The organism is Microbulbifer mixtoriginis (SeqCode), assembly GCF_052466765.1.
The window spans coordinates 3,774,120-3,793,162 of sequence record NZ_CP174289.1 but is presented as its reverse complement, the minus strand read 5'-3'; the positions used below and the strand labels follow the sequence as shown (position 1 = coordinate 3,793,162).

At 51.6% G+C, this 19,043-nt stretch carries 16 protein-coding genes; 4 read left to right on the top strand and 12 right to left on the bottom strand.

All coding sequences use genetic code 11. From position 1 onward, the window contains the following. Positions 1-273: 273 nt before the first annotated feature. Complete coding sequence (gene mltF / locus ACJJIV_RS16560) at positions 274-1,749, top strand: membrane-bound lytic murein transglycosylase MltF (RefSeq protein ID WP_444884087.1); 1,476 nt, start codon at positions 274-276, stop codon at positions 1,747-1,749. Positions 1,750-1,767: 18 nt separating this feature from the next. Next, positions 1,768-1,920 carry a hypothetical protein gene (locus ACJJIV_RS16555; protein WP_444889662.1) on the top strand — a complete coding sequence of 51 codons (153 nt, stop codon included), beginning with the start codon at positions 1,768-1,770 and terminating at the stop codon, positions 1,918-1,920. Between the two features lie 332 nt (positions 1,921-2,252). Here ACJJIV_RS16555 and ACJJIV_RS16550 read toward each other — a convergent pair whose 3' ends face one another. The 6 genes from ACJJIV_RS16550 to mtnP are packed head-to-tail and all read right to left on the bottom strand — an operon-like array spanning position 2,253 to position 7,656. Next, positions 2,253-2,894, bottom strand: coding sequence for a TIGR04282 family arsenosugar biosynthesis glycosyltransferase (locus ACJJIV_RS16550; RefSeq protein WP_444889661.1), 642 nt, complete (start codon positions 2,892-2,894; stop codon positions 2,253-2,255). Beyond that, entirely contained in the window at positions 2,887-3,561 is a 675-nt protein-coding gene (locus ACJJIV_RS16545; protein ID WP_444884084.1) for a TIGR04283 family arsenosugar biosynthesis glycosyltransferase, read from the bottom strand. The genes ACJJIV_RS16550 and ACJJIV_RS16545 overlap by 8 nt, the downstream gene beginning before the upstream one ends. Positions 3,562-3,600: 39 nt before the next feature. Then, the gene (locus tag ACJJIV_RS16540) at positions 3,601-5,076 is read right to left on the bottom strand and encodes a dihydrolipoyl dehydrogenase family protein (RefSeq protein ID WP_444889660.1); all 1,476 of its coding nucleotides are present in this window, start codon (positions 5,074-5,076) and stop codon (positions 3,601-3,603) included. 7 nt (positions 5,077-5,083) lie between these two features. Beyond that, positions 5,084-5,767: a TVP38/TMEM64 family protein gene (locus ACJJIV_RS16535; RefSeq protein ID WP_444889659.1), complete on the bottom strand. Its 684-nt coding sequence runs from the start codon at positions 5,765-5,767 to the stop codon at positions 5,084-5,086. A 36-nt stretch (positions 5,768-5,803) separates the two neighbouring features. Beyond that, entirely contained in the window at positions 5,804-6,751 is a 948-nt protein-coding gene (arsS, locus tag ACJJIV_RS16530) for an arsenosugar biosynthesis radical SAM (seleno)protein ArsS (protein WP_444889658.1), read from the bottom strand. Between the two features lie 5 nt (positions 6,752-6,756). Further along, positions 6,757-7,656, bottom strand: a complete 900-nt coding sequence (gene mtnP / locus ACJJIV_RS16525) for an S-methyl-5'-thioadenosine phosphorylase (protein ID WP_444889657.1) — start codon at positions 7,654-7,656, stop codon at positions 6,757-6,759. Positions 7,657-7,912: 256 nt separating this feature from the next. Between mtnP and ACJJIV_RS16520 the strand changes: the two genes are divergently transcribed. Then, positions 7,913-8,476, top strand: coding sequence for a DUF2239 family protein (locus ACJJIV_RS16520; RefSeq protein ID WP_252082918.1), 564 nt, complete (start codon positions 7,913-7,915; stop codon positions 8,474-8,476). Between the two features lie 12 nt (positions 8,477-8,488). Further along, a complete protein-coding gene (locus ACJJIV_RS16515; RefSeq protein ID WP_444889656.1) occupies positions 8,489-9,862 on the top strand; it encodes an MATE family efflux transporter in 1,374 nt (457 codons plus the stop codon). 176 nt (positions 9,863-10,038) lie between these two features. Here ACJJIV_RS16515 and ACJJIV_RS16510 read toward each other — a convergent pair whose 3' ends face one another. The 6 genes from ACJJIV_RS16510 to ACJJIV_RS16485 all read right to left on the bottom strand — a co-directional run bounded on the left by ACJJIV_RS16510 (position 10,039) and on the right by ACJJIV_RS16485 (position 19,005). After that, positions 10,039-10,758, bottom strand: coding sequence for a M12 family metallopeptidase (locus ACJJIV_RS16510; RefSeq protein ID WP_252082921.1), 720 nt, complete (start codon positions 10,756-10,758; stop codon positions 10,039-10,041). A gap of 467 nt (positions 10,759-11,225) precedes the next feature. Beyond that, a complete protein-coding gene (gene sucD, locus ACJJIV_RS16505; protein WP_020412684.1) occupies positions 11,226-12,098 on the bottom strand; it encodes a succinate--CoA ligase subunit alpha in 873 nt (290 codons plus the stop codon). Positions 12,099-12,100: 2 nt separating this feature from the next. Beyond that, positions 12,101-13,267: an ADP-forming succinate--CoA ligase subunit beta gene (gene sucC / locus ACJJIV_RS16500; protein WP_252082922.1), complete on the bottom strand. Its 1,167-nt coding sequence runs from the start codon at positions 13,265-13,267 to the stop codon at positions 12,101-12,103. A 162-nt stretch (positions 13,268-13,429) separates the two neighbouring features. Continuing rightward, on the bottom strand, positions 13,430-14,872 hold the full coding sequence (lpdA, locus tag ACJJIV_RS16495; RefSeq protein ID WP_444889655.1) for a dihydrolipoyl dehydrogenase: 1,443 nt from the start codon (positions 14,870-14,872) through the stop codon (positions 13,430-13,432). A 64-nt stretch (positions 14,873-14,936) separates the two neighbouring features. Next, positions 14,937-16,130 (bottom strand): 2-oxoglutarate dehydrogenase complex dihydrolipoyllysine-residue succinyltransferase, encoded by a 1,194-nt coding sequence (gene odhB, locus ACJJIV_RS16490; protein WP_444884076.1) that lies wholly within the window; start codon positions 16,128-16,130, stop codon positions 14,937-14,939. A 46-nt stretch (positions 16,131-16,176) separates the two neighbouring features. Next, on the bottom strand, positions 16,177-19,005 hold the full coding sequence (locus ACJJIV_RS16485; RefSeq protein ID WP_444889654.1) for a 2-oxoglutarate dehydrogenase E1 component: 2,829 nt from the start codon (positions 19,003-19,005) through the stop codon (positions 16,177-16,179). Positions 19,006-19,043: the final 38 nt, after the last annotated feature.

Here is a 19,043-nt window from a genome sequence, read left to right as displayed (position 1 = left end):
CTAAATAGCAATCAATGTGTTCAAAAGGCGAACAAAACCAATCGTAAATTCACCGATTTTATTAGGGGGTTAAAACTCCCTACAAAAGTCTTAATGGCATTTCAAGCGCCCATGTCACAGTGTCCTAAAGCCAAATTGGGCAGATTGTCGTCAAATAATGTAAAATTGGCAGACTGTGCCAGCATTGGCGAGGAAAGCCCTGGCGGAAATACCCGCAGCAGGCCTTAGGCATAACAGCGATAAAACCAACGGACGAGCTAGAGGGGACAGCCTATGATGATGAGAAGCCGAGCGCTGCGCTATGTCCGCCGCGTGTGCAAAGGTATCGCGCTGTCCTGCTGTGCCTCCCTATTAGTTGCCAGTAAAGCACCGAATACCCTGGAGCGAATTAAAGCTTCCGGTGAACTTGTTGTCCTCTCGCAAAACGGCCCCACCACCTATTACGAAGACGCCTCTGGCAATCCCACCGGTTTTGAGTACGGCATGCTGCACGCTTTTGCCGAAGAGCTGGGAGTCAAGCTGGTGATTCGCGATGTGCACAGCCTGGATGATATGTTCGCTCGCCTGCGCGATCCCGAAGAGGGTGCTCATTTTGCCGCCGCCGGGCTGACAGTGACCCCGGAGCGCCGTGAACAAGTGCGTTTCTCCCCTTCTTATTTTGAAGTTCGCCAACAGATTATCTACCGCCTCGGAGAAAAACGTCCTCGCAGAACCAGTGACCTTGAAGGTAAGACCATTGCGGTTATCGCCGGCAGCGCCCATGCCGAAGAATTAAAAAAACTCTCACAGCGTTACCCCAATTTGCGCTGGGAAGAAGTTTCTGATGTCGACGCTATGGAGCTGGTAGAGATGGTACACCAGGGCCAATACAGCTATGCGGTGGTGGATTCCAACGCCTACGCTGTGCACCGTGGGCTCTACCCCAAAACTGGAGTGGCTTTTAATCTCAGCCAATTCCAACCGGTTTCCTGGGCTTTTCCCAAAAGTGACGACGACAGCCTCTATCAGCGAGCACGACTGTTTATGTTGCGTGCCAATACCAATGGCATGATTGCACAGCTGCGCGAGGAATTTTTTGGTCACGTCAGCGAACTGAATCCCGGTGGTGCCCAGGCATTCGCCAGGCGTAGCCGCGAGCGACTGCCCAAGTGGCGCGGAGTTATGCAAAAAGTGGCCGATCAATACGAGCTGGATTGGCATCTGTTGGCTGCACTCAGCTACCAGGAATCCCACTGGAATCCCCGCGCTCGCTCACGCACTGGGGTTCGTGGCCTGATGATGCTTACTTTGAATACCGCCAAAGAGCTGGGGGTCAACCGCCTCAACCCGGAAGAGAGTATTGAGGGTGGCGCTCGCTATATCGTGCATATCCGCAACAAGCTACCGGAACGCATCCGCGAGCCCGACAGAACCTGGATGGCTCTGGCCGCCTACAACGTGGGCTACGGTCATCTGGAAGATGCCCGTGTACTCACCCAGCGCATGGGCGGCAACCCAGATCTGTGGCCGGATGTACGCGACCATCTGCCACTACTGGCCAAGCGCCAATATTACAAATCTACCAAGCACGGCTACGCACGCGGCTGGGAGCCGGTTACCTATGTGCAAAATATCCGCCACTACCAGGCTCTGCTGAGCTGGACCAGCCGTATCGAAGAACAACGCCTGGCGGCCAATGATGAAAACGGTGGGATTCTTGCAGAGAACAGCGCAGTGGAAGCGGAAGGCAGTGCCGCACCCGCGCTATAAATTACAGGCGCCAGAGAGATGGAAGACACTGTTAAAGAGATCGAGGAGTTTATCGATTATCTTGTACAGGCAGGAGCCCACTGCCGAGTGGATGAGCTGGAGAGCGTCTACTATAGGAATATGCAGGTCTACATGCTCGATGAATCCGACCAATTGACCCTGGCCGATTAGAGCGCATTTATCGATTTATTCAAACACAAGCGCGATGCCGGTGAATTGCCACTGAACAGCTGGAAAAAATTCACCATGTGGCAGCGAACAACAACTCTGCGCTGGTAATATTTTCCCGAAAAAATAACTTAGCTGGCCAGGAAAGAAAATTAAGGCTGGGCATCAACCTGGTTTATGAGGATGGGCGCTGGCAAGTCATTCGGGAAATCATCTTTCTGGAGCCCCCCTACCCTAGCTAACTCCTTCGTAGCAGTTACACTGGCCGCCCCCTATAAAAGGCCCACTGTACAACAGATAATTTGTTGAATCCCCACCTGGCTAGTAGAAACCAGCTAGCTTTCCGCTTGAGACACTCCCCAGGCACAAGGCAAAAACTGCAAGTCCTCTGGCTCATCAATATCTGGTAGCACTTCCAAACACCGGCAGAGCATTGCACATTCCTGTAGGCGCTCCAGGGTTTGCTGGGCAACCACCTCCGTGCTCCAGGAAATGTCCTCAAACAATCTCCAGTGCACCCGCTTGAGCCCCAACAGGGTGTATCCACCATCTTTTGCCGGGTACATAACTGCATCGGCATTCTTTAGCGCAACGGCCGCCTTACGCAGACGCGCGGCCGTTAATGCAGGGCAATCTGTGCCCAGTAATAAAAGTCCCTGGCCCGCCACCTGACAAGTATTGGCCGCATGCCACAAACGCTGACCTAGGTCGCCTTGCGTCTGATTATGCAGAGTTACCCCCCTGGGTAGGGCTAGTGTTTGCCAGAAGGGATGCAGGGAGTCCGGTGTAACATGCAACTCTACTGGGCCGAGGTCGGCTTTTACTGCTTCCATTAATGTCTGCTGCAACAAACGCTCAGCCAAAGAGGCGGCCCCCTGCTCCCCAAGAGCTGGAATCAAACGGGTTTTTGCATAGCCGGGAAGGGGCGCCTTAGCCATTACCACTAGACGCAGAGAGGGCAGAGAAGAGTTACTCATAGCGTTTTGCCAGACACTCCGCCGGAACGCCGCGCCAGTAATCGAAACGCAAACGCCACATTAACAAGACTGTGCGCCAAATTCCGAACTTTTGCCAGCGGCGTCCAGAAGTAGTGACTCTCTGACGCAGACAATGGGGCCGCGCTATTTTTAACAGTTGCCGGCTCAACTCAATATCTTCCATCAGTGGTTGCCGGGCATAACCTCCCACCTCATTGAAGAGGGAGCGACGAACAAAAATCGCCTGATCACCTGTGGCGATCCCACTCAAACGAGAGCGCCAATTAATCATGGTAGAAATCAGGGGAAACCACAGGCTGTCTCCACTGATACGAATATTAAAACGCCCCCATTGTGCCCCCCTAACCGAGGCAGAGGCAATCGCACTCAGAGCACCTTGCGGTAGGCGAGTATCTGCATGTAGGAATAACAACCAACTGCCACAGGCAACCGAAGCGCCCGCATTCATTTGAAGCGCGCGTCCACGCTGGGATTGAATTACCCGCAACCCGGCTGCAGCGGCTATCTCTGCACTACCATCACTACTGCCACCATCAACCAGGATTATTTCACAACTGCTGTATGCGACCAGCTCCCTCAATTGCGCTACCAGCTTGGGTAACTGCTCCCGCTCATTTAACAGGGGCACAATAACACTGTATTGCACTATCTTGCCTCAACTCCGCCTCATCCCTTTTTTTAGGCCTTACCCCAGTCTCCACTGGTGAAATTTTTCCAACCAGCGCAGCAAGCGTTTGGGTGCATTGGCCCGCTTCCAGTTTCCTGCAACAAATTTATTGCCTTCGGTCATTGTCGGATAGATATGAATGGTGGATAGGATTTTATTCAGCCCCAGCCCCTGCTTCATAGCAAACACAAACTCGGCGATAAGCTCTGCCGCATTTTCACCAACAATTGAAACGCCTAATATTTTATCTTTACCTGGTACTGTTATTACTTTAATAAAACCCTGTGCCGCCCCATCTACAATAGCCCGATCCAGATCATCAAGATTATAACGAGTTACCTCATAAGCAATATCATTTCGCTTGGCCTCGAGCTCACTGAACCCAACACTGGCCACCTCAGGATCGATAAAAACTGCCCGAGGTACCAGCGAGTAATCTACGGCAAATTTCTTGATATCACCAAAAAGGCCATTCACTGCAGCATACCAGGCCTGGTGCGAAGCCATATGGGTAAACTGATAGGGACCGGCAAGATCCCCAGCCGCGAGAATATGGGGGTGGCGAGTGCGCAGGAAAGTATCGGTTGTCAGTTTACCATCCTGCAATAAATCCAATTTTTCCAGCCCGAAGCCCTTGGTGCGAGCGCGCCTGCCAAGTGCCAGGATAACCTCATCAAATGTCACCTGTGTTTCACCCTCGGCATTACGTAAATGTAATGTGCTCTCCTGGCAATCTTTATTGCCACTAAAAGAAACTGCCTCATGCCCAGTGAGAAGACATACCCCTTCAGATTTCAATGCCTTGGCAACAGCCTCCGATACTTCGTGGTCTTCCTGGGGGAGTAGACGTTCATCCCGCTCAATCAAGGTCACCCGAGACCCCAAACGGGTAAATGCCTGGGCCAGCTCACAACCAATGGCACCGCCACCCAGTAATACCAATCTATGCGGAACCTTATCCAGTTGAGCAAACCTATCCCAGAGTGTTTCACTCGTCAGATAATTAACTGTATCAAGGCCGGGGAATGGCGGTACTATAGGCTCGGCACCAGTAGCCAGGATAATGGCACGCCCACGCAAAGATCTTTCACCGCCACTTTTCAAAGTGATATCAACTGTCCAGGGATCAACCAATCGTGCATAGCCTTTTATCACTTCCACACCGAGCTCTGAATAACGCTCCACGCTGTCATGAGGCTCTATCTGCTGGATAGATTTACGCATATGCCGCATCACCCCAGGAAAATCAATCTCCGGTTCCGGCAGGCGCACACCAAAATTACCCGCAGTACGAGCGGAGTGCGCCACACGAGCACACTTGATCAATGCCTTACTGGGCACACAGCCGGTATTCAGGCAATCCCCCCCCATGTCCCCAGACTCAATTAATGTCACCTTAGCTTTTACTGCCGCAGAAATATAAGCACTGACCAACCCTGCGGCACCTGCTCCGATAACAATAATATTACGGTCAAACTTTTTAGGTTTTTTCATTGGAGTCTCACTTGGCCTCGCGGCGACGTTTAAGCCAGTTGAGGAAGTATTTTGCCAATAGAGGGAAAATACCCAGCAGCGCAAAGGACAAAAGCAATTGAGGGGAAGCGATATCTTTAAGGCTTTCTATTCGGGCGAGTTGCGTTCCCGCATTCACGTAGACAATTGTGGCCGCAAGCATGCCTAACTGGCTCACCCAATAAAATATCCAGACTCGCAGGTGGGTTAACCCCATCAAGATATTAATCAGAAAAAACGGGAAAATAGGTACAAGGCGCAGGGCAAAAAGATAAAATGCGCCTTCCCGCTCAATACCTTTATTCACAACTTGGAGGCGTACCGCAAACCTTTCCTGAATATAATCGCGAAATAAGTAGCGGGCCATAAGAAAAGCCAGAGTGGCACCGATACTGGAAGCAAAAGACACAATAATAGTGCCCCACAACAAACCAAAAATCGCACCAGCGGCTATGGTGAGAATAGCCGCGCCAGGCAAGGACAAGCCGGTCACCAAAATATAAAAAACTAAAAACAGGAAACTCACTAAAAATGGTGAGGCCGCTTTCCATTGCTGGAACTGCTCCCCGCCTTCCTGCAATTTGTCTAGACTCAACCAGTGATGTAAATCAAGTGCGTAAAAAGCAATCACCAATACCGCGATAACCACCAACAGCAGTATTTTTTTACTCATAGTATTCCTGCCCTATGGCTATAAAACCCTTTCCTCTTACAGTGCTCCACCACAGCTACTACCCTGCCCCGCAGTACAGCCGTAGCAGTGATCTGCCACTGCAATCGCGCTCCCCTGCAGATTCTCATCGAGTAAATCATGCAGGTGCGGCCTACCTGGCACAGGAATATCTAGCTGCTGATTAAAATCGCAATCGAATAGATTCCCCTGCCAGTCAACACTCACCAGGCTGCGACACATAACGCCATCGAGATTTTCAGCGCTATAACTGTCACGTAATAAAGTCATATAATCTTTAAACTGCCCCTTGGAAATCAACATGGAACCAAAGCGCTTGATGGGCATATTGGCGAGCGCAAACAATTGATTGAACTCAATATTAAATTGCCTTCTCAATTCTCTGCGATAGTCCGCCTCCAGGACACTCTGCTCTGGGGGTAAGAAGGGGCCTTGAGGGTTGTATACCAAATTTAACTGCAAACCACTTTCTGGCTTGCCATAACCCAGTTCATTGAGCTTTTGCAGACCGGCAATACTCTTGTCAAAGACCCCTTTGCCGCGCTGTTTATCGACGTTATCCATGGAATAACAAGGAAGGGAAGCGACCACTTCCACATGATTTCGGGCGAGAAACTCCGCAGTATCTTCCTTGCCTGGCTCGAACAAAACTGTGAGATTACACCGATCAATAACCTGCACTCCCAATGCCCGTGCAGCACTGACCAAGCCGCGAAACCCCCAATGTAATTCCGGTGCGCCACCAGTGATATCCAGTCTCCGAATACGGCGCTTCTCAATGACCTCCAACAGCAGTGCCAGGTTTGCATCCGACATCATTTCCGTGCGATTGGGACCTGCGTTTACATGGCAGTGCACACAAGACTGATTACAGCGATAACCAATGTTGAGCTGCAGGGTTTCGATAGTACTGCGGCGTATTGCCGGGAAATCGGATATTTCAAGTAATGGCAGTGTTTCATGCATATGTCTCAGTGCTCCACTTCTTCCAACACTAATTGTGTCGGTTCAAGCAGTGGTTTTATTACAGCAAGCTGGCCCTGCGACATTGTTTCCACAGGTGTGACCAATCCACTGGTCAATGCCGTATGGGCAATGGAGTCAGGTTTCTCCATACCCAATAATCGAATGGCCTCTGCTGCTATCAACTGGGCACGCGCAGCATTTTGCTGCAGATTGGCGATTGCCACTTCTGCGGTAACCGCTTGCTCGCGAGGGTGCCAACAGTCGTAATCGGTGGCCATTGCGAGTGTGGCGTAGGCAATCTGCGCCTCTCGCGCCAATTTCGCCTCTGGCATATTAGTCATACCAATGACCGACGCCCCCATGCTGCGATACCAGTGGGATTCCGCTCGCGTTGAGAACTGTGGCCCCTCAATGCACAAGTAACTACCACCCCGATGTAACTGCACCGGCTGCTCGGCCTGGGTGGAAGCAAAGGCCCGCGCCAGACAATCCGCCACTGCGGAACATACGGGGTCTGCCATAGAGACATGGGCTACAGCGCCGCCACCAAAAAAAGTGCCCTCACGCTTGCGCGTCATGTCGATAAACTGATCGGGAATCAACATATCCAGTGGCCTGACCTTCTCCTGCAGAGAGCCAACCGCCGAGAGAGAGAGCAGATAGCGCACACCCAACTGGCGCAACCCATGGATATTTGCCCTGTAGGGCACCTCAGAGGGGATCAGCCTGTGACCGCGTCCATGGCGGGAGAGAAAAGCAACCGGGATACCCTGCAGCTTGCCACAAAGAATGGGATCCGATGTCAGGCCAAATGGGGTCTCCACTTGAACCTCTTGCACATCAGTCAGCCCCGGCATTTCATAGAGACCACTCCCCCCAATCACACCAACCAGTGCTCTAGCCATGTTCACTCCTAAGTAGTTAGTTTTTCCGCAGTATAGAATTGAGCAATGACCCTGTATATCGGCAGATAGGGTGCAAAATACTCCCTAAGAACGCGCCTAGAGCAAGAAATACTCACGGCAATCCCACCGATAGTAGTCCTTCAGCACATACCAGTAGATTTTGCGAGAGACCTTTGCTGTACATAGACAAATTGATCGCCTATATTTACCCGGGTAATATTATTTTGCCCGGATAAATCAATAGGAGACTTTTGTTGTGCCAGAGTACATAGCCATTGAGCGACAACAACTGATTGCAAGGGGCACACTGGAGTCGATCGTTCGCCAGATAAAATCCCGTGAAACGCCACTTGAGCCCATGGTTTTTTCAACCGATAACTGCCAAAGAATCGAGATCGATTGGCAAGGCGATATTGAGACGGTACTAACCAGATTGAAGCCCAGCACAACACCTACCAGTGCAAAGCGAGGGCGCCCAAAGCTGGGAGTCATTTCCAAGGAAGTCACATTGTTACCCCGTCACTGGGAGTGGCTGAGACAGCAACCAGGCGGAGCCTCCGTTACCCTGCGCAAGCTGGTGGAGCAGGCCCAGAAAGATATTTCACTCGAAGAGCGTATCACCACAAGCCAGCATCAACTCGATAGATTTATGCTGCAGGTTGTTGGTGACGCCCCAGGCTTCGAAGATGCCAGCCGCTCCCTCTATCGAAATAGCAAAGTAAGCTTTGAAAAAGCCATCCGAGCCTGGCCAGAAGAAATCAAACACTTTGTTTTGGCCAAATTTAATGATATTGCAGAGATACATAGTGGAAATAAGTAATAGGGATCGTATATGAGCAAACAACAAGACAACATTTTCCTCAAGGGTGCACTTTTACCGGTTTTCTTCAAAACAGCAGCACCGATCATTTTTATAATGTTGGTAAACGGCTCTTTTACCCTGCTGGATGCTTATTTCCTGGGGGAGTATGTAGGCCCTGACGCACTGGCAGCTGTCACCCTGACATTTCCAATGTTTATGTTGCTAGTGGCACTATCCTCCTTAATATCGGCTGGCTACTCCAGTGTTCAGGCCAGACTCTTGGGCGCGGGAAAAATAGATAAGGCAAAACAGGCTTTCTCTCAGGCAATCACCTTGGCACTGTTAGTTTGTGGCCTTCTTATGGTGCTGTTTACTCTTGGGGGTAAACAATTGACGATGTTGGTAGCCAATGGCTCCCAGCCGTTGGCGGATATGGGCTACACCTATTTAACAATTCTTGTTTTCCTATCTCCCGCCCTATTTATTGGTTCCGTAAACTCCGACACATTACGCTGTGAGGGAAAACTATCGTTGATGGCGATAGTTTCTTTAAGCTCCATACTTCTTAATATCGTTTTTAACTATATTTTTATTGCCCACTTTCAAATGGGAGTAGCGGGTTCCGCTTATGGAACAGCATTGGCTCAATCAATCGCCCTGATGATAGTGGCTGGCTATCGTCATTACGGAAAAACAGTCATTGATACACAGGTCATCCGCCTCTCCTATGAGAAACAATATTGGAGAGAGTTTCTGTCCTTGGGCTTACCGGCTAGTTTGAGCTATATAGGCGTTTCCCTCACCTCTATGGCAGTTATATTCAGCCTACAGGCATGGGGAGCGGAAAACTATGACGCTACCGTTAGTGCCTACGGTATTACCACTCGGATTATGACTTTTATTTTTCTACCCCTACTCGGCTTAAGCCAGGCTTTTCAAACGGTGGCAGGTAATAATGCTGGCGCAAAGATCTGGTCGCGAATGGATAGTAGCATCAATATCGCCCTAACTGCGGCATTCGGCTACTGCCTGCTACTTCAGCTTGCCGTCATTATTTTTAAAGACACTTTAGGTGGGTTATTTGTTAACGATCCTCTGATCATTGAAGAAGTTGCGCGTATCCTGCCAATGATGACTCTGGTTTATTTCTTGGCTGGCCCCCTCATGATGGTTAATACCTTCTTCCAGGCGATTGGTGACGCCAAACGAGCAGCCATTCTCGGACTGGCAAAAACTTATATATTTTTACTGCCTTTAATAGTACTACTACCTCTGGCCGTTGGTGAAGTTGGAATCTGGTATGCAGGGCCCATTGCTGAGTTATTACTACTTAGCCTGACGGCTTTTATTCTTTACCAACGCAGCCGTACACACGGTCACAAATACGGCTTGTATAGCACCTAGCAGTACCGAATACTTCAGCGGCACAGATAGAAAATGTAATTTATCTTTTAGTAAATTTTGCGCTTAAGCCTAAAGAGCCAGAAATTTAGAGGGTACGTTTAGAGAAGAAAATAAAAACGTAAAAAAGGGAGGTGCTGACTCCCTTTTTTAAGTCACCTTCGCAACAACGAACTGATCTACACCATTGGCATCGCAAAAGATCTTGGTAAGGTCAGACGCCTGCCATCGTACAAATAGGAAAGCATATTCAAATCACCCGCGCTGGGATTCCAACTTGAATTATTAACCTGGTTGGGGGTAATTTTACAACCGCCTGCCCTGGTATTTTCCCTGACCCCCAGCGCCTGGGCTTGAGCATCGTACATCATGATAGACTGGCCATCGAATGACGAGCCATGAGTCATAAAGCGTGCCATTGTCTGGGTGCGGGTTTGCACTTGTAAAGAATCCAGTGTGCTCTGCACTGCCATGGGAGCATCTGAACGCATATGCTCGTGGGCCAATCCCAGGGTATGACCAATTTCATGTGGAAGCGAGGCAATCGCAGCCCGATTCCCTCTCCAATTAACACCGCAATACTGATTTGTTGTATTGGTATAACCTACGGTGGCACTACTATCATTATCCCGGATAGTAATCACACCCTGCCCCGCCGCTCCCACCTGCAAAAATTTAATCGCCGCAAACTGAAACGCCCGATAAATACACAACTCCCAGCGGGACATGGCTTTCTTAACCGCCGTCACATAGCCAGCATCAAGATTATTCGGTACGTAATATTTAACGATCCCATTAGGCCAGACTCCGCCAACATCCTCATTTCTATCCAAAGAAAAACCACTAAAGACCAGCTTATATGAAATATTTCGAATATTTTTATCTATTGATAGTCCCATGCTGTGAACCTCCACAATTATTTGGTCATTATTTTGAGGGTTAATAAATCCTTTATCTAACTTACAACCGGACTCTTAAAAGCCAACCTCCGCATTTAATCCCAACAAGGAATTTATACCCCAACAAATTCACAACACCTAGAAAAAATTAAATAACTCCTAAAACACTCCAAGAAAAAATAAAAAAATAAGATACTTTCTCAAACAACAATAAATATCATTCAATATTTAATTGCATAAAAAAACAAAAACATGAAAAAACCACAAGGCAGAAGAAAAATATCGGCAAAATGCACAGAAATAGTGAGTAGCGTGAAAATTAAAATGGCTGCGCAGCGAAATTAATCTGGCAACAAAAGAAGCCAAGGGAAAGATTGGCACGGAATTAGGATGACGGTTGAGTTTAATAAACAAAAAAAGGCCTCCCAAAGGGTGGCCTTTTTTTGTGCTAGCCAGCTAGTAATTACTTACCAGCCAGTAACTTCCTTCAGAGCGTCGCCGATCTGAGCCAGGGAGCGTACGGTTTTAACACCAGCGTCTTCCAGAGCAGCGAACTTCTCGTCAGCGGTGCCTTTACCACCAGAGATGATCGCGCCCGCGTGACCCATACGCTTGCCGGGAGGAGCAGTTACACCAGCGATGTAGGAAACTACAGGCTTAGTAACATTTTCCTTGATGTAAGCAGCGGCTTCTTCTTCAGCAGTACCACCGATCTCACCGATCATAACAATCGCTTCGGTCTGCGGATCGTTCTGGAACATCTCCAGGATATCGATGAAGTTGGAGCCCGGGATGGGGTCGCCACCGATGCCCACACAGGTAGACTGGCCGAAGCCGTAATCGGTAGTTTGCTTAACCGCTTCATAGGTCAGGGTACCGGAACGGGAAACGATGCCCACTTTACCCGGCTTGTGGATGTGACCCGGCATAATACCGATCTTGCACTCACCCGGAGTGATAACACCCGGGCAGTTCGGGCCGATCAGGCGCACGCCCAGCTCGTCGCACTTCACTTTAGCGTCGAGCATATCCAGAGTCGGGATACCTTCGGTAATACAAACAATCAGCTTGATACCAGCGTTGGCCGCTTCCAGGATGGAATCCTTACAGAAAGGCGCAGGTACGTAGATTACAGAAGCTTCAGCGCCGGTCTTCTCTACCGCTTCTTTAACGGTATCGAATACTGGCAGGCCCAGGTGAGTCTGGCCGCCTTTACCCGGAGTTACACCACCAACCATCTTGGTGCCGTAAGCAATCGCTTGCTCGGAGTGGAAAGTACCCTGGGAGCCGGTGAAGCCCTGGCAGATTACTTTAGTGTCTTTGTTAATCAATACTGACATGATTATTTACCCTCCGCAGCTTTAACCACTTGCTGAGCCGCATCGGTCAGACTGGTCGCCGCGATAATGTTCAGGCCACTGTCGCTCAGAACCTTGGCGCCCAGGTCTGCGTTGTTACCTTCCAGGCGTACAACAACCGGTACTTTAACGCCAACTTCTTTTACTGCGCCCACAACGCCTTCAGCGATCATGTCACAGCGAACGATACCACCGAAGATATTGATCAGTACGGCTTTTACGTTCTCGTCAGACAGGATGATCTTGAACGCTTCAACAACGCGCTCTTTGGTCGCGCCGCCGCCAACATCTAGGAAGTTAGCTGGCTTGCCGCCGTGCAGGTTGACGATGTCCATGGTACCCATGGCCAGACCAGCACCGTTTACCATGCAGCCGATGTTGCCATCGAGGGCTACGTAGTTCAGGTCGAACTTGGCAGCGTGCGCTTCACGGGAATCTTCCTGGGAAGGATCGTGCATTTCGCGCAGGTCCGCGTGGCGGTACAGCGCGTTGCTGTCGATTACCACTTTGGCGTCCAGGCAGTGCAGGTTGCCTTCGGTAGTAATTACCAGCGGGTTGATCTCGAGCAGGGCCAGATCTTTTTCTTCGAACATTTTCGCCAGGCCGAGGAAGATCTTGGTGAACTGCTTCACCTGAGTCGGGTTCAGGCCCAGTTTGAAAGCCAGCTCGCGCGCTTGGTAAGGCTGAGCGCCTACCAGCGGGTCGATGGTGGCTTTCAGGATTTTTTCCGGAGTCTCTTCCGCTACTTTCTCGATCTCAACGCCGCCTTCGGTGGAAGCCATGAAAACGATACGACGGGTGGAGCGGTCAACAACGGCGCCAAGATACAGTTCTTGGTCAATGTCGGTGCAGCTTTCAACCAGAATACGGGAAACAGGCTGGCCATTTTCGTCTGTTTGATAAGTTACCAGGCGCTCGCCCAGCCACTTCTTGGCAAACTCTTCAATTTCTGCCTTGGAATCTACCAGCTTTACTCCGCCAGCCTTACCGCGGCCACCAGCGTGTACCTGGGCCTTTACTACCCACTTATCACCGCCAATTTCGTCAGCCGCTGCTACTGCCGCTGCCGGGGTTTCCGCTGCAATGCCTTTGGAAACCGGCAATCCGTATGCCGCAAACAGTTGTTTGCCCTGATACTCATGCAAGTTCATAGTCAATACCAATTCACATGTGAAATGTGTTTATTAATTGCAGATCTCTCTGCACCTGAAAGACAAAACTCAAAATTTCCGTCGTTGCAAATTTTGAATTCCGCAAATGAAACCGGGGCGCTAATTAATTAATAATTAGTGCCCCGACATCGAAAAAACTTCTTACTTGCGCTTCTTGCGATTTACGGTGTGAATCGCATGACCGTTCACGCCCAGTGCCGCTTCTTTCACGGTCTCAGACAGAGTCGGGTGTGCGAATACGGTCATACCGATATCTTCGGCGCTGGAACCGAACTCCATCGCGATCGCCACTTGCTGAACCAGATCGGCAGCAGACGGGCCAACGATGTGGGCACCCAGTACACGGTCAGTTTCCGCGTGAGCGATGATTTTCACAAAGCCCTGGGTATCGTTGGCAGCCATAGCGCGACCGTTGATGGCAAACGGGAAGCTACCTACGTTGTAGGGCTCGCCATCGGCCTTCACCTGCTCTTCGGTGCGACCAACCGCAGCGATTTCCGGGTGAGTGTAAATAACGTTGGGGATCACGTCGTAGTTCATCATTGGCTTCTGGCCGGCGATGCGCTCAGCGACTACAACACCTTCTTCAGAAGCCTTGTGCGCCAGCATCGGACCGCGTACCACGTCACCGATCGCCCATATGCCCGGTGCAGAAGTCATGCACAGGTCGTTAACGTAGATAAATCCACGCTCGTCCATCTTCACGCCGGCATCTTCAGACAACAGGCCTTCAGTGTAAGGACGACGGCCAACGCAGACGATCAGCTTGTCGAAAGTTTCCTGGTGCTCTTTACCATCTTTGTCCTGGTAAGTAACAACCACTTCCTCGCCCTTCACTTCAGAGCCGGTTACGCGGCAAGCGAGGCGGATATCCAGGCCCTGCTTCTTGAAGATCTTCTGGGATTCTTTGGCAACCTGTTGGTCCATGATCGCCAGGAACTTATCCATCGCTTCCAGAACAACCACTTCAGAGCCCAGGCGGTTCCATACTGAACCGAGCTCCAAGCCGATAACGCCGGCACCGATAACGCCCAAACGTTTGGGCGTTTCAGAGAATTCCAAAGCGCCGGTGGAATCGACAATAATTTTATTGTCTACCGGAGCTGGGGGAATGTTTACCGGTACAGAACCGGAAGCCAGAATGACATTTTCGGCTTCGTAGACAGTGCTGTTGCCTTCGTCGTCAGTGACTTCCACTTTCTTGTTGGCCAGCAGTTTACCGGTACCGAAAATGGAGGTCACTTTATTGGCGGTGAACAGGCCAGCTACGCCGCCGGTCAGCTTCTTAACGATCTCGCCCTTGCGCTCGATCATCTTGCTCACATCCATCTTGACCTTGCCGACTTCAATGCCGTGCACGTCGAGAGCGTCTTTGGCCTCGTGGTACTTCCAGGAGCTGTCCAGCAGTGCCTTGGAGGGAATACAACCTACGTTCAGGCAGGTACCGCCGTTAACGTATTTACCTTCCTTGTTTTTCCACTTTTCAATACAAGCAGTCTTCAGGCCCAGCTGAGCGGCACGGATGGCAGCGACATAACCACCAGGACCAGAGCCGATTACGATTACGTCAAATTTTTCCGACATGATCAGTTCCAGATATTTCTAATGCAGTGTGATCGAGGGGCCCGCAGGCCCCAGAACTTATTTTTTAAACTTCGAGCAAGATACGCGCTGGATCTTCGATCATTTCCTTGATCGCTACCAGGAAGCCAACCGCTTCTTTACCGTCGATCAGACGGTGGTCATAGGACAGCGCCAGGTACATCATCGGCAGGATTTCCACCTTGCCATTTACCGCCATCGGGCGCTCCTGGATTTTGTGCATACCCAGAATTGCGGTTTGCGGCGGGTTCAGGATCGGAGTGGACAGCAGGGAGCCGAATACACCACCGTTGGTGATGGTGAAGGTACCGCCAGTCATCTCTTCGATAGACAATTTACCATCGCGGGCGCGAACACCCAGATCGCGGATATTGTTTTCCATATCCGCCAGGCCCATGTTTTCCGCATTGCGCAGAATCGGTACAACCAGGCCTTTCGGAGAGGAAACCGCTACACCGATATCCTGATAACCGTGGTAAACAATATCGTTACCATCGATAGACGCGTTCACCGCGGTGTAGCGCTTCAACGCTTCTACCGCAGCTTTCACAAAGAAGCCCATAAAGCCCAGACGAGTGCCGTTGTGGGTTTTTTCGAACAGATCTTTGTAGTTCTTGCGCAGGTCCATGACCGGCTTCATGTTCACCTCGTTAAAGGTGGTGAGCATGGCGGTGGACTGGGAGGCATCCAGCAGGCGTTCAGCAATACGCTTGCGCATGCGGGTCATAGGAACACGCTTCTCCACGCGCTCGCCCGGAGCAACAGCCACTTCGGCAGCAGCGGCGGGAGCAGCAGCGGCGGGCGCAGTGCCAGCTTTCATTACGTCTTCTTTGAGAACACGGCCACCCTTGCCAGTGCCTTCAACACCCGCCAGATCGACACCCTTCTCAGCGGCCATTTTCTTGGCGGATGGCATGGCAATTTTGTCGCCAGCAGCGGGGGCAGCCGCTTCGGCAGCCGGAGCTTCTGCTTTTTCTGCCGCCGGGGCAGCGGCCGCGCCAGCGCCCGCTTCAAACTTAGCAATCACTTCATTGGAGAGGACGGTATCGCCCTCACCCTTGATGATTTCAGTCAGGGCACCATCGGCAGGTGCAACAACTTCCAGCACAACTTTATCGGTCTCGATGTCCACGATCAGTTCATCGCGGGACACAGCTTCACCGGGTTGTTTATGCCAGGTGGCGACAGTTCCGTCCTGAACAGATTCAGGGAAAGTTGGCGCTTTAATCTCGATCGTCATTTTTTCTGTTTCCTGAGATTGACTCTTCACTTATTACTGCCGCCGGTTACTTGACGGTCAGCGCCTCGTTGATGAACTTATTCTGTTCTTCAAGGTGCGTGGACATGTAGCCCGCCGCAGGTGCTGCGGATGGGGCGCGGCCCACGTATTCCAGATCCAGCTTCGGGTGGGTTTCCGACAGTAGACGACGCAAGTGGTGCTGGCTGGAGTACCAGGCGCCCTGGTTCATGGGCTCTTCCTGACACCAGGCAACACTCTTGATCTTCTTGAATGCGGATACCGCTTCCACAAACTCTTCGTCTGGGAATGGGTACAGCTGTTCGATTCGTACGAACGCAACATCTTCCTGCTCACGCTCCATACGGGCTTCCAGCAGGTGGTAGTAAACCTTGCCGGAGCACAGCACCAAGCGTTTCACTTTTTCTGGGTCTACGCCCTGGTCCTGGATCACGTTATGGAAGCGGCCTTCGGCCAGCTCTTCCAGGCTGGAAGTGGCCAGCTTGTGACGCAAAATCCACTTTGGACTCATAATCACCAGAGGACGACGCATTGGGCGCACCGCCTGACGACGCAGCAGGTGGAAGATCTGTGCCGGAGTAGTGGCATTACACACCTGAATATTGTGCTCGGCACACAGTTGCATAAAGCGCTCTAGACGTGCGGAGGAATGCTCCGGACCCTGGCCTTCGTAGCCGTGCGGCAGCAACATTACCAGGCCACACATACGGCCCCACTTATGCTCACCGGAAGTGATGAACTGGTCGATTACTACCTGGGCACCGTTGGCGAAATCACCGAACTGAGCTTCCCACACCACCAGGGATTTTGGTGTAGTGGTGGCGTAGCCGTATTCAAACGCCAACACCGCCTCTTCAGACAGCAGCGAGTCGTAGATGTAGAAAGGCGGCTGGTCTTCGAACATATGCTGCAAAGGCACATAGCTCTGGCCATCTTTCTGGCTGTGAATCACCGCGTGACGGTGGGAGAAGGTTCCGCGACCCACATCCTCACCGGTAAAGCGGACCATAAAGCCCTCTTCCAGCAAAGTGCCATAAGCCAGGGTTTCCGCCATGCCCCAGTTCAAGGGCAGTGCGCCACCGGCCATCTTGCGACGGTCATCGTAAATCTTGGAGACCTGGCGCTGCATCACAATGCCATCGGGCACAGCGGTCATACGGTTGGCCACATCCTGCAACTTCGGCAGCGCATAGCCAGTATCTGCAGCTACTTGCCAGTCGTGGCCCAGGTAGGGGCTCCAATCTACAAACATGGAGGAGTCCGGCTGCTTCACCAAGCCGGTGGCCACGTCCTCACCCGCATCGAGTTTATCGCGGTAGTCGTTGGCCAGCTTGTCCGCAGCAGCCTTATCGAGTATGCCCTCAGCCACCAGCTTCTCGGAGTAGAGGGTACGGGTAGTTTTATGCTTGCGGATAGTCTGGTACATCAGCGGCTGGGTACCAGAGGGATCATCAGTCTCGTTATGGCCGCGACGACGGTAACAAACCAAATCGATAACGATGTCTTTCTTAAATTCGTAGCGGTAGTCCACCGCCAGCAACGCGGCCAATACGACCATTTCCGGGTCGTCGCCGTTTACGTGCAGCACCGGCGCATCGATCATCTTGGCGGGATCGGTAGAGTACTCGGTGGAGCGAGCGTCTTCGCGCTTGCTGGTGGTAAAGCCTACCTGGTTGTTCAGTACGATGTGCACAGTACCACCGGTGTAGTAACCGCGGGTCTGAGACATCTGCAGGGTTTCCTGCACCACACCCTGACCGGCAAAAGCCGCGTCGCCGTGGATGTTAATCGGCATTACTTTTTCACCAGTCCCGTCTTTACGACGGTCCTGGCGAGCGCGTACAGAACCAACCACCACAGGCGCACTGATTTCCAGGTGCGACGGGTTAAAGGCCAGCGCCAGGTGTACTTCACCACCGGGAGTCATTACGTTGGAGGAGAAGCCCTGGTGGTATTTCACGTCACCGGAAGTATCCAGAGTTTTCTTGCCCTCGAACTCTTCGAACAGGTCCGATGGGTTTTTACCGAGGATATTCACCAGGGTATTCAGACGGCCACGGTGGGCCATACCGATCACGATTTCCTTCACCCCGTAGGTACCGGAGCGACGGATCAGGGCGTCCATCATCGGGATCAGACTCTCACCACCCTCGACACCAAAGCGCTTGGTACCCGGGTATTTGGAATCCAGATGGCGCTCCAGGCCCTCTGCTGCAGACAAGCGCTGCAGGATCTCAATCTGGATATCGGTGCCGAAGTTGGCCTTGGACTGGCTGCGCTCCAGGCGCTGCTGAAACCACTGCTGCTCTTCCAGATTGGAGAGATGCATGATCTCTGCACCCAGATTGCCACAGTAGGTGCGCTCCAACCCTTCTACGATCTCACGCAGGGTCGCCTCTTCTTTGCCAAGGAACAGGCTACCGGTATTGAAGGTGGTATCGAAATCACCCTCAGTAAGGCCGTGGTAGCTCAACTGTAAATCGGGCACCTGCTCGCGGGCCATCAGGCCGAGCGGGTCCAGGGTCGCTTTCTTATGGCCGCGATGGCGATAGGAATCGATCAGCTGCAGAACTTTAATCTGCTTGCGCTCATGTTCGATATTGACGGAGCCGGAACCGGGCGCCGCTACTGGGCGCGCGCGGTGTTTGCTGAGCAGCTCGAAGTGCTGGCGCACTGCGGCGTGAGAGACATCGCTGCTGCCCTCAACGCGGGGGAGGCTGTCGAAGTAATTGCGCCACTCCTCCGGTACACCGTTGGGGTCGTGCAGATAGGTCTCGTAAAGCTCCTCCACATAGGCAGCATTGCCCCCGGAGATATGGGAGCTACGCCACAGCTGCTCCATGGTACTTTCGTGCATTTTGATGCCTACCTCGATTGCAGTGGACTCTCATCGCT